Genomic DNA, 13290 nt, shown 5'->3' on the forward strand with positions numbered 1-13290 from the left:
AATGTTAATTGCCATTATTTAACGGCTTGTAATTTTAAATGGCTTAAAATATTGCCATATTTAATTCATAATTTTAATAATTCCACAAATTTGCCACCAGGTGGAATTTATTTGTTCCTCTTTTTTTCTAAACAGTCACACTTGGTTAAAACACATCCAAAAAGGAAATCTACCTTTATTTTGTGTTTTATCAGTGCTTCCTGGTTAAATGTGTAATAAATTTGATTGCCTTGTTTTTCAGCATTAAGGATTTTAGCAGTTTTAAGCACTTTTAGATGCTGCGATGCTGCAGGTTGGGTTAAGCCCATCATCCGGGCCATTTCAGACACATTGACTGCTTCTATCTCCCCTGAAGCCAGGGAATAAATCAATAAAAGCCGGTTAATGTTACCCAGTGCTTTAAAAAGTTCTTCTAATTCTTCTGAAATATCACAAGTATATTCAGAATTTATCCTCAGCATGAATCATAAGTATATAAGTATATGCTTATATAGTTTTCGCTTTTAGATACATTTTGTAATTAAAATAGAAAAATTATTTTAAATAATAGTAAAAAAGTATTAAAAATGATAAAAGTAATTTTAATTAAAATAGGCCAATTTCAATCAATTAGTATACACCTTAGGACATATTTACACCAATCTTTAATAAAAGTGAATAATGAAGTAAATTTCTAACCTTAAATGATTATAAAATCTTAAAAATAGTAGATATTAAAAAATTTTAATTGAATTATGAAATTTAACAAGAAATTATTTAATGAAGTTAAAAATTGAAAAATTATAAAATCACTAAAAATTATCAAGGCCAAAATTATAAAACTAAATGAATTAATAAAAATACAAAATTCAAGAGATATCACATTAATGAAAAATAAAAAAATATTAATGAAAAAAATATTTTATATATATTTCTAAATCCGAAACTAAACCTCACAGAAATAAAAAATTAATCCTAAAATCCGAAAAATATACTATTTAAAAAAACAAATTGGTTATAGTATGATATTAGTTGTAGGTGGAGCAGGTTACATAGGCTCCCATGTAAATAAAGTGCTTCATGAAAATGGAGAAGAGACTCTGGTACTGGATAATCTTAGCTATGGCCATGAAGAGTTTGTTAAATGGGGAAAATTTGTGAAAGGTGACTTATCCAATACAGAACTCCTAACAAATATATTTGAAAAATATACAATTGATGCGGTGATGCACTTTGCAGCATTTACCTATGTAGGAGAATCTGTAGAAGACCCCCAAAAATATTATGTTAATAATCTTAAAAATACCCTCGACCTTTTGGATGTAATGAAGGAGTTTAATGTAAATAAATTTATATTTTCATCAACCTGTGCCGTTTATGGTGAGCCTCAAAAACTACCACTAAGTGAGGACCATCCCTTAAATCCTATGAGCCCCTATGGAAATTCGAAATTAATGGTTGAAAAAATCCTGGAAGATTATTCAAAGGCCTATGATTTGAATTATGTTTCTTTAAGATATTTCAATGCAGCAGGAGCTGACCCCTCATCAGAAATAGGAGAATGGCACAATCCTGAAACTCATTTAATACCATTAGTACTGGATGCTGCTTCAGGAAGAAGAGAATCTGTGAGCATTTATGGAACAGATTATCCTACTCCAGATGGAACTTGTATTAGAGATTATATTCATGTTCTTGATCTGGCCCAGGCCCATTATAAAGCACTAAAATACTTGAATGAAAAAAATAAAAGTCAAGTATTTAATTTAGGTAATGGAAATGGTTTTTCAGTTAAAGAAGTAATTCAAGCTTGTCAGGAAGTAACTGGAAATCAAATTAAAGTTATAGAAGATGAACTTCGGCCTGGAGATCCTCCTATTTTAGTGGGAAGTTCCAAAAAAGCATATGAAGTACTAGGCTGGAATCCTCAATGGACAGATCTCCATGATATTATATCCACCGCATGGGACTGGTACCAAAAGTTATATATTAACAATGACAATCTTTAACTTTAATAAAAATAGAATTTAAAAAAAAAACTTTTTTGATGATTATTTAATTAAAACAATTTAATTATATTATTATTATTTATTAAACTGGTGGATAACTTGGCAAGGCGAAAAGCACAAAGGGAACTGGAAAAAGGAATTGGCCTTAAAGATAAAGGTGAATTCTTTGATGCCCTTCAGCACATGCAAAATGCACTGGAAATATTTTCTGATGCAGGAAATGCTGAGAAAACTGCAGACACCTTGTTAGAAATGGGTAAAACCTATTGTCAAATGGGTGAAAATGATTTTGCCCAAGAAAGTTACTATAATTCATTAGAACTTTATAAAGACACTGAAGATCTTATTGGTGAGGGTTATGCTTATGTAGGTATGGCTGAAATTCAAGAAAAAAGAAATAGGTATGATGAAGCCCGTAATACATATCACAAGGCCATAAAGAAATTTAAAAAAGCTGGTGACAGTGAAAAAGAAGCTAAGGTTATTTCACACTTAGCCAGTACTCTTGAAGCTCAAGGTGCCTACCATGACGCCATCTATGAACACGAACGTTCATTAGAAATTAATAAAAAAGAAAAAGATCTTGCAAGCGAACTATACAACTATGGACGTATCTTAAAGCTTAAAAATAAAATAAAAGCAAATAGGCCTACAAGCTCTGAATTTTTAATTTTAATAGGATATCTAGGACTTTTAATTCTGGGAGAATTATTTACAACATATTTTGACATGAAAATCGGATTGCTAATTCACTTTTCAGTATTAGCTGCTCTGCTAGTTCAATCATCTTTAACACCATCTTATACCTATGCTACTCTTCTTAGATCAATGATGGTACTGCCCATAATACGTATTATTGGGCTTACCATGCCCCTAATGAACATACCTACTCTTTACCTATTTCCTATAATTGCTATACCTTTATTTGCATCTTCCATTGCCTTGATGAAAATTCAAGGTATAAATAGAAAAAGAGTAGGACTAATAGGAGGTAATCTAAAAGTTCAACTTATAATTGCATTAACCGGCCCATTTTTAGGGTTTATTGAATACAACATACTACATCCCTTACCTTTAATCCATACTTTTGATGTCACCAATCTATTATTTGGTGTTATAATTCTTACCATATCCACTGGTCTGGCCGAAGAGCTATTATTCAGAGGGATAGTACAAAAAAATGCCGAAGATGTGTTAGGAATGGCCTTAGGATTATTATATACTGCATTACTATTTACCAGTCTCCACATTGGCTGGAACTCCCTTACGGATTTGATATTTGTATTCTGTGTAGCGATATTCTATGGTTATTCATTCCAAAAAACCAGAAGCATTCTGGGGATTACCATTTCTCACGGACTTTCTAATTCAGTCTTATTCTTAGTAATGCCATTTTTAATATTCTAAAATAAATATTTTAAATATTTAATACTAATAAGAATTTAGAATAAAGTATAGAAAAATAATAAAAAAAGATTCTAAAAACTATTATTCTGGAAAAAAATTTATTATATTTATTATAAAATAAAAAAAATAATTGAAAAATAAAAAATTATTTACTTTTGTAGATTAATTACAACCCAATAAATCATTTAAATATTCAGTTAATTCTTTTTTTGCTTCTGGTTGTTCAAAAGCGAATTCTAAAGATGTTTTCAGCCATTCAACTTTATTACCAATATCATAAGTCTTTCCCTGAAAAACATAGCCATAAATATCATCCAGAAGTCTCATAGCATCGGTTAATTGAATTTCCCCTCCAAAACCAGGAGGTACATCATCAATGTGATCAAATATCTTGCTATCAAGCACATATCTACCCATGATGGCTAGATTAGAAGGTGCTTCATCTACAGCTGGTTTTTCAACCATGTCTTCAATCAAGTAAAGATTTTCATCCTTTTCCTGACCCTTAATAATTCCATATCGTTCTACTTTATCTACAGGAACTTCTTCTACGGCAATGGCTGACGAACCATATTTTTCATAGACATCCATGAGTTGTTTAGTGCACGGAACCTCAGATCGAGTTATGGTATCCCCTAATAAAACAGCAAAAGGCTCTCCATCTATATGCTTACGAGCACAATAAATAGCATCTCCTAAACCTTTCTGTTCTTTTTGGCGGACATAGTAAATATCAGCTAACTCAGAGATAGCTTCAACTTCCCTCAAGTACTCATCTTTATCATTTTCTTTTAAAATATATTCAAGTTCAAATGAGCGGTCAAAATGATCCTCAATAGACCTTTTTCCTTTACCAGTTACAATCAGTATATCATCTATTCCGGAGGCCACGGCCTCTTCCACCACATACTGGATAGTTGGTTTGTCAAATACTGGTAACATTTCTTTAGGCTGGGCTTTGGTAGCTGGTAAAAATCGAGTACCTAGGCCTGCTGCGGGTATAACTGCTTTCATTGTAGTCACTCATCACATGTAAAATATATTATTGTTAATTTTTTTAGTATTTTCTGAAGTTTTTTGAGCATGAGGATAGTAAATATAGCTTGAGATTATTTTAATTCTTTTGTTTTCTTCAGCTAATGTAAAATTTCCCACCCAGTCTGTGGCGGGTCCAATAATAATAAATGTTCCAGAGAAATTTTGACCATTATTGGAGAAATTTCCTCCACCAGTCCAGGCAGCACACTTCATAGTGTAAACTCCTGAAAATTCTGTGCTAAACATGGCCTTTTTAAGATCCTTTGATAATAGTGCAGAAATGGTGTTATAGTTTATTTTAATGAAATTAAGGTGGCCTTGACCAGACAATCCATTTTTATCATAACAAACTTGAGTTCCATTGATTTCATGAAGATCAAAAAACTGAGCTCCTGGTAAATCAATTTTGAAATTAAAATCTTTTCCCTTACCATAAATAGAATAAAAACCTGCTATGGAACCACTATCCGAAGAAATAGGGGGTAACCACACGTCAGCAGTATAATTATAAGGTATTTGATCAAAAATAGCTCCTTGAACAGCACCAGTGGAATAATCTAATATAAAAATACCACTCGCACATAAAACAATTACTAAAAAAATTAAATACTTACGAGACATTAATTTCACCAACGAAAATAAAAAATAAAAAGAAGAAGAAAAATTATACTATCCGGGCAGGTAAACTACATAAAGCCGGTATTTGAGTAAATACAATGGAAACAGACCCATCAGCATTAACTGTTAAAAGTTCTTCTTCATATACTAACTCATTAAAGAGACTTATGCCATCCAAATTGTCATTTTGTTCGACTTCAGATATAGAATTCCCAATAATCACAGTATTATCTGTAAGGTTATTTGGAAGTTTAGCTACCGTCAGATTATTTAGCAAAACATCAGACAAATTGTTATTGGTTAATGGATTTATAGTATTTGACCATCCTTCCATTTTAAGATTTAAATCTTGATTTGTTGTACTAGCACTATCGTAAAGACCTTTCCATCCTACAATTCTAATAGTAGTCCCTGCTGGAAGTTTTTCATTGCCATAGCCTAATAATTTACTTAAATCTATAACCACAGACCCATTAGTTGGTTTCATCCAAGTTTCAATATAGAAATTTTGGACAGTTCCATTCTTCAAGGTAGCATTTTCTATGATCATATCCACATGAGCCCAAGTAGTACCATTGTTATGAATAGCAAACTTAGTTCCTTTTTCACCAACCTGAGAAGGTTCAGCACTAGGTGTTAACATCATATATGCAGCAACACCAATAATAGCAACTAAAATCACTATTAAAGCTATAAAAAGTATATTTTTGTTCATTGTTTCACCTTACAAAATGGTTACTATCTTATAAGTAACAACAGCAGCGAAAACCAGCAAAAGAGGCATAATCGCGATATTAGACCCTTTTATAAACGAGCTTATTCGATTGCTATAATTTACTTCCGAGCTTAAAATTTCCTTTAAGGCCAAAAACAAAATTAATGCGATTACAGCGATTATACTGTAAGTCATTACTTGGCCCAATGTAACAGCAGTTGTTGTTGTAGTTACAGTTGATATCATATTTTCCCCCGTCAATTCTTACTTACTATTAAAATTATATTATTAATTAACGTTAATTAATATAATATATTTTATAAAAAGTATTAGATATAAATCTTTTGATTTTAACCCTAATTCTAATTAATATTAATCTTTATCACCATAATAAGAGCATTATATGCACTAATAAGAATTATAGGAATACTATCATTTATATTCAACCATTATTTAAATTAGAAATAAAATAAGCAAATTTTAATTAAATTAATATAGCTATAACCATTTTATATCACAATAATATTTATAAAATCATCCCGAGATAGTTTCTTTATCAAAAGTGTTTTTTGATGACTTTTTATTCCAGATATTATCTCTACATCCATTTTAGTCAATTTAGACATTTCTTTAATAATTTCTTTATTGGCCTTCCCTTTTTGAGGTATGGCTTTTATTCGTATTTCGAGTCTTTCTCGCCAAGAATTATAACCATAAATTTCAAATTTGGATGCATTGGGTGAAACTTCAATATCTACTAAAATTCCACCCTCAGTTTCTTTTATAGCTTTCATTTTATTTCCCATTCACCATAAAACATGATTTATAATTATAACTTTATGAAATAGCATATAAATAAATATTTTGAATAAGTATATTAGATTATTAGATTGATAAATAATTTAATCATAACCCCCCAAAAGGTAAAGTATAAATAGTGAAAAAGAGAAAAGATGAAAGTACTTGCATTTAGAACTGTTTTTCAAGAATGCGGGGGTGGTCGAGCGGTCAAAGGCGCTAGGTTGAGGGCCTAGTGGGTGAGTCCCTTCGCGGGTTCAAGTCCCGTCCCCCGCACCATTATAATAATTAAAATACTATTTTTAAAATAATTAAAAGATTTATAAGAATTTAAAAGCTAAATTAAATTATAATATATCTAATTTTAATTCTATACTACCTTAAAATTGATAACCCTATTTGATAAAAATATTAGGACCTTAATTTAAAAAATCAGTCTTTTACAGTAATTTCCACCTGCATTTCTTCCCCATTTTTTAAATCATTTATTAAATCACTATTTAAATCACAGGCAGCCTTGTCCGCATTTATCATTAAAGTACGGCCACAAATATAATTACTTTTTCTACAAACAATGTCTGTAGGATGATTTAAAAGCAAATCTGAGTGTCCAAAACCAGTAATTTCATCATGGGCATTTTTAGTACTTAAAATTACTTTTATTTCAACATCTGTTCTTCTCATGGCCTTTTTAAGTTCTTCAGAGAAGTCTTTCATGGATTTTTCTGAGGCCACGCCTACAATACAATCCGCTTTTATAGAAATTTCATGATCAGTGGTTACTTCAAAGGTTGTTTTGTGTTTAGAGGTTACATTTGTATGTCCATGTGTTTTAAGGGTGAGTTTCATTAAATCACTTCAAGTTGTTATTTAGTAATAATAGCTTTGAGTATGGATAGGGCACTCCTACTAATCATACCCATTAAAATCAAATATGTTGATAATATGGAGCATTTTGCAACTGCCCTGATTATAACCCCCCCAGGCGATAACTAGGCCCGCAGAAACTTATAATATTTATTGTTTGAGCAATATAACTGTAGTCTAGATTCAACATATATGAATATTTATTATAATTGATAGAGTACTATTAATTAATAGATTTATTTATAAAATAGCTTAATTATTCATTTAAGAATTCATTGATTTTAAATTAAATTTGAGTCATGTAAAAGATAAGATAATCCTCCGGTGTGCAATTTATGAAAGGGACTTACTGTTTAATCATTGAAGTGGAAAAAGATTCTAAAATATCAGTGGGTAGACTTGAGGAACTGCAGTTTAAAAGAGGATTTTACATTTACGTGGGATCGGCCCTTAATTCCTTGGAAAGTCGGGTGACTCGACATTTATCTTCAAAGAAGAAATTACACTGGCATGCGGATTATTTGCTAATGGATTCCAGCTCTAATATAAAAGAAGTGATTTATTCCATTGGAGAAGAAAAAATAGAGTGTTCCCTGGCCTCTTTAATTTCAGATAAATCATCCCCTATGATCCGATTTGGTTGTTCTGATTGTAGTTGTGTATCACATCTTTTTTACTTTAAAGACTATGATGATGCCTTGAAAGGGGTTTTGAGTGCATTTGAAGATTTAGAATTATCAGTTAATAATTTAGATGATTTTAATAAAATCATGAATAAAAATAGTAAAAATAAAACAAAAAATAATTGTGGAATTTAAAGAAAAAATTAATCCCATCATCAATGGAATCTTCTAAAAAACTCCTCAAATTCTTCAATTTCCATGGGACGAGGAACTGTAAATTCTGTGTTGTGGTAAATATCCTCAGACAATTTACGATACAAATCAGCCTGTTCTGATTCCGGATACTTCTCCAAAACTGTTTTAGCCTCAATTTCACTTTTTTGGACCAGTTCACTGCGGGAGATTACACCAATAACCATAGAACCTATTTCTGATGCAAACTGCGAAACAATTTCTTCCTCATTTTCTATGCCCTTGCAGTTACATATAATTCCGCCCAGGTTCCCTTTAAGCTTCTTGATTCCTTTTGAAATATTGTTGGCCGCATAAAGGGCCATGTATTCTCCAGAAGTGACGATGTAGACCTCATCAGCGAAATCTTCCCTTAAAGGAACAGCAAATCCTCCACAGACTACATCCCCCAAGACATCGTAAATAACTACATCCAAGTCTTCAGTAAACACCTGAAGCTTTTCCAGGAGGTTCATAGCCACAATAACACCACGACCAGCACATCCCACTCCTGGTTCTGGCCCTCCACTTTCCACACACATTACCTGGTTGAATCCCTCAAATATAACGTCTTCTACCTGGGCCTGCCTTTTTGTTTTCAAAACATCCAGTACCGTAGGCAGCCTGTTACCATAAAGGGTACGAGTAGTGTCTGCTTTAGGATCACATCCAATAACCAGCACATTATGGTTTTCAGAATAGGCAGCAGCTATATTTGAGACAATAGTTGATTTTCCAATTCCACCCTTACCATAAATAGCTATACGCTTGGTTGTGGATTTATTGGTGGCCTTAACTATTGGCTCAGTAATGTGTTTATTGGTGGGAGTAACCATACACTTGGTTTTACTCATTGGATTTCACCAGGGCGCCGATAATATCTCCTCTAGTAATTATACCAATGAGATCACCCTTCTCATCTAAAACTGGGAGTCTTTTAACTTTATGCATGTCCATTTGTTCTGCAGCATCAGAAATGGACTTTTCTGGAGAGATAGTAATCAATTTTTTGGTCATTATTTCGTTTACCATCACCACAGATGCTTTTTTTAATCCTGCGGAAATTTCATCATATTCTGATTTCATTCGTATGGGTAATTCTATTAAGTCCAGAGGAGAAGGCAAAATAAGGTTTAAATTAGGGGAATGGAATTCCAGAAGTCTCATGATATCGCCTTCACTGACTATACCTATCATTTTATTATTTTCATCTACAACAGGTGCCCCACTAATTTTTTTAGCCCTTAAAATTCTCGCTGCTTCTTCGATTTTTTCTACTCTTCTTAAAGTAATGACATCTTTTTGCATGGCTTCTTGAACACTAATCATCATTTCAACTCCCAATAACTGATTAATACTAAAATTATCATTTTATAATTATACTTAGAATAATAATGTTATATTCCTTTTTATAGTAATTCTTTTGGTGTAATTTTATATAGTGGAAAACTTTAATAGAAAATAATTAAAAAAAATTAGTTAAAGTTAGTAACTATTAAAGTGCATAACCATTTAGATTAAAATTCGATTAAATTTAATTAACCCTATAATGGCTAATATTTAGAAATCTAAAAGAGTATAATAAATTTAAAGCAATCATCATTGTTAACTTACAATAAAAATAAATATGGTGGGATAATGGAAGAAAGTAAGAATATTAAAAAACCAGAATTTGAAAAAATGGTTGATAATCTATTAATTTATTATCCCCTATTTTATAGAAAGCTGAAAATGTCAGTGGATCATGAAAATCAAAAATCCAAATCAGCAGGATACTATCAGATACTGGGAACATTGAAAGTTAATGGAACCATGTCCATATCTAAAATTGGTAAAATTTTATGCATATCTAAGCCTAATATGACAATTTATATTGATAATCTGGTTAAAGAAGGCCAGGTTATCCGTTCATCTCATGAGACAGATCGAAGAATTACCAATATTGACATAACTCCAGAGGGCATCCAGTTTTTAGTGGAATCCCGTAAAATAGTGGAAAAAATAATTAGCAATAATATTTCCCATCTAAATCAAGACGAATATAACTCATTAAATGACTCCTTAAAAACCATAAAAAGCCTGGTTTTTAAAATAAACTGAGAGTGAATATCATGAATACTGAATCAACTACTACCAAACACGACAAGAATCTGGTCTTTATCATGGCCGGATTAATGGTGGGACTCCTGGTGGCGGCACTGGATAATTCCATAATTGGTACGGCCATGCCCCAAATTATCAGTAACCTGCAAGGTATGGAATACTATGTATGGCCATTTACGTCCTACATGCTATCTTCAACCATTGCCATCATATTATTTGGAAAATTATCTGATATTTATGGTAGAAAAAATATTCTAATCCTGGGAATAGTCATATTTGTAATATCTTCAATTATGTGTGGTTTTTCAACCAACATGATGGAATTAATTATATTTAGAGGAATTCAGGGTATTGGGGGTGGTATTTTAATAGCCCTACCATTTATTGTAGTGGGAGAAATTTTCTCTCCTCGAGATCGAAGTAAATATATGGGAATACTGGCCTCTGTTTTTGGTGTTTCCAGTGTTTTAGGCCCTATATTAGGTGGAGTAATTACCGACACTGTGGGCTGGAGATGGATATTTTTCGTTAATGTGCCTATAGGAATTATAGCTATAGGAATGCTGATGAATTCACTCCCTGATTTAAAATTAGATGGTGTAAAAAAAGTTATTGATTATTCAGGTATTATAACCTTTACCTTAGCTTTAAGTGGGCTTTTTTTAGGATTAACACTGGCCCAAGATTTAAATGCTTATCCTTTAGTTGAAATAATAGGATTGTTTATATTTTCAGCGGTGATGTTCGTATTGTTCATCTGGGCTGAAAAAAAAGCTATAGAACCGATTTTACCCATGTATCTATTTAAAAATTCAACATTTACTATTTCATCTATAGAAAACTTTTTAGCAAGTGCATTGATATTTTGTGGGATAATTTATGTCCCACTATTTGCTCAAGGCGTTTTAGGAATGAGTGCCACTAATTCAGGATTATTAATGATTCCTATGCTCATAAGTCTCACCATATCAGCTAACATTGCAGGACAGATTATTTCCAGAACTGGAAAATATAAAAAGCTGGCTATTGCAGAATTTTTAATTACGGGAGTGGGAGTTATCCTGTTGGCAACCATGAATGTAAATACCACCCCTTATGAACTACTGGCCTATTCAACCATTCTTGGTTTAGGATCTGGAATAATGTACACTGTATTTACCATAAGTGTGCAGGATGCTTTTTCAAACAGAGAAATAGGGATTACTACAGCTGCTATGCAGTTTTTCAGAAATGTAGGGGCCACCGTAGCCATCCCCATATTTGGATTTATAATGAACTATTCGATGAACAGTTCAGCAGCCTTTAATTTAAGTCAAAAGGAAATTTTAACTTTATCCATTCAAAACATCTTCATGGTATCTATAATATTGGCCTTTGCTGGTTTAATTATTGCATTTTTCCTTAAAGAAGCAATTTTAAGTGACCCTAACGAAACTGTTGAAGATAAGATGTCAGAAGAATTTTTAGAAAACGCAAAATGAATATTTAAATAAATAATTTATAAAATTCCAGGAATTGTACCGGGACACATTTTGGTGTTCTGGATTTATTTTTATTTATTTTAGATTAATTTAAAAAGATTATTTAAATATATTTGACATTAAGGTTTATTATTTCTTAAAATCCTTTTATAAACAATATCATTAGGCCTTACTTGATCTTTAATTATTAATCCCACATTTTGGCCTTTTTTAGCTTCCTTAATTTTTTTACCATCAATTTGCATTGATTCCACCCTTTGCGTAATAGATCCGGTCTTATTTCCCTGAATGATAATTTCATCGCCAATTTTCAGGTCGTGAAAAAGTCTTATTTCGGCTGCAGAAACATTTTTATAATAATTAACTACTAAACCAATGTCTTTTTTAATATAAGTAGATTCATTATCTATACTGGTTTTGTAGGGATTTCTAAAGTAAAAACCAGTGTCAAAACCTCTATTAAAGACTTTTTTAAGTTCGTCTGCCCAGCTTTCATCAAATTTCCAGTTACCCGACTCATAACTATCAATAGCTTCCCGATAGGTTTTAGTTACGGTGGCCACATAGTCGGCCGGTCTGGCCCTTCCCTCAAGTTTAAAGGCATCAATTCCGGCCTCCATGAGTTCAGGAATGTGTTTTATCATGCAAAGGTCTTTAGGACTCAAGATATGGCTTTCATTTAGATTTTGAACTAAATCAAATGAATCATCATCTTCAGAGACGAGATTCCACTCTTTACGGCAGGGCTGTAAACAGTCCCCACAATTGGCACTTTTATGGTAAAGATGAGAACTTAAAAAACATCTACCTGATACAGCCACACACATGGCACCATGCACGAAGGTTTCAATTTCTAGATTAGTGTTTTCTTTAATTTCCTTTATCTCTGGAAGTGATAATTCTCGGGAGAGAACCACCCGTTTAACTCCCAACTCTTCCAATAAATTTAAAGATTCAAAATTAGAAATATTGGCCTGAATACTCATATGAGTCTCAATACCCTCTTCTCTGGCAAGTTTAAGGGCCCCTAAATCAGAAATAATTAAGGCATCCACCTCATAAGAATGGATTACTGGTAAAATATCTTTAAAGTAATTAATATCCTTATTTTTCATTATGGTATTGGTACAGACATATATTTTCTTATCTAAATCATGGCATTGTTTCACGGCGTTTTTAAGTGTTTCAAGAGTGAAATTTGAAACATTGGCCCGCATATTACATCCTTCAATACCTACATAAATAGAATCTGCACCATTTTTTAGAGCAGCAGTTAAAGCCTTGAAATCCTTTGCAGGAGCGAGTAATTCGACCATATATTCATCTACTATCAATTTTTTTGTGATTTAATGAATTTAATAAATATTAATCTTAAATTAAAGTTTTAAAATTTGTAGTATCCTGGTTAAATTTTTAGTAAT

General features: G+C 31.9%; 15 protein-coding genes and 1 tRNA gene. 6 read left to right on the forward strand and 10 right to left on the reverse strand.

Annotation, left to right across the window (positions count from 1 at the left end):
• Nucleotides 1-107 precede the first annotated feature (107 nt).
• The gene (locus Q7I96_03355) at nt 108-461 is read right to left on the reverse strand and encodes a metalloregulator ArsR/SmtB family transcription factor (GenBank protein ID MDO9626650.1); all 354 of its coding nucleotides are present in this window, start codon (nt 459-461) and stop codon (nt 108-110) included.
• 540 nt (nt 462-1001) lie between these two features.
• On the opposite strand from Q7I96_03355, the gene galE reads away from it, so the two are divergent.
• Both galE and Q7I96_03365 read left to right on the forward strand, forming a co-directional pair.
• A complete protein-coding gene (galE, locus tag Q7I96_03360; protein ID MDO9626651.1) occupies nt 1002-1988 on the forward strand; it encodes a UDP-glucose 4-epimerase GalE in 987 nt (328 codons plus the stop codon).
• A gap of 99 nt (nt 1989-2087) precedes the next feature.
• A complete protein-coding gene (locus Q7I96_03365) occupies nt 2088-3395 on the forward strand; it encodes a tetratricopeptide repeat protein (GenBank protein ID MDO9626652.1) in 1308 nt (435 codons plus the stop codon).
• Between the two features lie 162 nt (nt 3396-3557).
• Here the strand turns inward: Q7I96_03365 and galU are convergent, their stop codons facing one another.
• The 5 genes from galU to Q7I96_03390 all read right to left on the reverse strand — a co-directional run bounded on the left by galU (nt 3558) and on the right by Q7I96_03390 (nt 6560).
• Complete coding sequence (galU, locus tag Q7I96_03370; protein ID MDO9626653.1) at nt 3558-4409, reverse strand: UTP--glucose-1-phosphate uridylyltransferase GalU; 852 nt, start codon at nt 4407-4409, stop codon at nt 3558-3560.
• A gap of 12 nt (nt 4410-4421) precedes the next feature.
• Entirely contained in the window at nt 4422-5054 is a 633-nt protein-coding gene (locus Q7I96_03375; GenBank protein MDO9626654.1) for a hypothetical protein, read from the reverse strand.
• Nucleotides 5055-5097: 43 nt separating this feature from the next.
• Complete coding sequence (locus tag Q7I96_03380) at nt 5098-5766, reverse strand: hypothetical protein (protein ID MDO9626655.1); 669 nt, start codon at nt 5764-5766, stop codon at nt 5098-5100.
• A 9-nt stretch (nt 5767-5775) separates the two neighbouring features.
• Nucleotides 5776-6012 (reverse strand): hypothetical protein, encoded by a 237-nt coding sequence (locus tag Q7I96_03385; GenBank protein MDO9626656.1) that lies wholly within the window; start codon nt 6010-6012, stop codon nt 5776-5778.
• A gap of 263 nt (nt 6013-6275) precedes the next feature.
• Nucleotides 6276-6560, reverse strand: coding sequence for a DUF167 family protein (locus tag Q7I96_03390; protein ID MDO9626657.1), 285 nt, complete (start codon nt 6558-6560; stop codon nt 6276-6278).
• 196 nt (nt 6561-6756) lie between these two features.
• Here Q7I96_03390 and Q7I96_03395 point away from each other — a divergent pair.
• Nucleotides 6757-6843: transfer RNA gene (locus Q7I96_03395), tRNA-Leu, on the forward strand.
• A gap of 153 nt (nt 6844-6996) precedes the next feature.
• Here the strand turns inward: Q7I96_03395 and Q7I96_03400 are convergent.
• On the reverse strand, nt 6997-7413 hold the full coding sequence (locus Q7I96_03400) for a DUF371 domain-containing protein (GenBank protein ID MDO9626658.1): 417 nt from the start codon (nt 7411-7413) through the stop codon (nt 6997-6999).
• A 353-nt stretch (nt 7414-7766) separates the two neighbouring features.
• Here Q7I96_03400 and Q7I96_03405 point away from each other — a divergent pair, with 353 nt between their 5' ends.
• Nucleotides 7767-8249, forward strand: a complete 483-nt coding sequence (locus tag Q7I96_03405) for a GIY-YIG nuclease family protein (protein ID MDO9626659.1) — start codon at nt 7767-7769, stop codon at nt 8247-8249.
• A 20-nt stretch (nt 8250-8269) separates the two neighbouring features.
• On the opposite strand, the gene cfbC is transcribed toward Q7I96_03405, so the two are convergent.
• Together cfbC and Q7I96_03415 are read right to left on the reverse strand one after the other, a co-directional pair.
• Complete coding sequence (gene cfbC / locus Q7I96_03410) at nt 8270-9139, reverse strand: Ni-sirohydrochlorin a,c-diamide reductive cyclase ATP-dependent reductase subunit (GenBank protein ID MDO9626660.1); 870 nt, start codon at nt 9137-9139, stop codon at nt 8270-8272.
• Nucleotides 9132-9614: a CBS domain-containing protein gene (locus tag Q7I96_03415; GenBank protein ID MDO9626661.1), complete on the reverse strand. Its 483-nt coding sequence runs from the start codon at nt 9612-9614 to the stop codon at nt 9132-9134. The genes cfbC and Q7I96_03415 overlap by 8 nt, the downstream gene beginning before the upstream one ends.
• A gap of 309 nt (nt 9615-9923) precedes the next feature.
• Here Q7I96_03415 and Q7I96_03420 point away from each other — a divergent pair, with 309 nt between their 5' ends.
• Both Q7I96_03420 and Q7I96_03425 read left to right on the forward strand, forming a co-directional pair.
• Nucleotides 9924-10385 carry a MarR family transcriptional regulator gene (locus Q7I96_03420; GenBank protein MDO9626662.1) on the forward strand — a complete coding sequence of 154 codons (462 nt, stop codon included), beginning with the start codon at nt 9924-9926 and terminating at the stop codon, nt 10383-10385.
• An 11-nt stretch (nt 10386-10396) separates the two neighbouring features.
• Entirely contained in the window at nt 10397-11869 is a 1473-nt protein-coding gene (locus tag Q7I96_03425) for an MDR family MFS transporter (protein ID MDO9626663.1), read from the forward strand.
• 119 nt (nt 11870-11988) lie between these two features.
• On the opposite strand, the gene Q7I96_03430 is transcribed toward Q7I96_03425, so the two are convergent.
• On the reverse strand, nt 11989-13185 hold the full coding sequence (locus Q7I96_03430) for a U32 family peptidase (GenBank protein MDO9626664.1): 1197 nt from the start codon (nt 13183-13185) through the stop codon (nt 11989-11991).
• Nucleotides 13186-13290 lie beyond the last annotated feature (105 nt).

Source organism: Methanobacteriaceae archaeon (assembly GCA_030656015.1).
GTDB lineage: Archaea > Methanobacteriota > Methanobacteria > Methanobacteriales > Methanobacteriaceae > UBA349.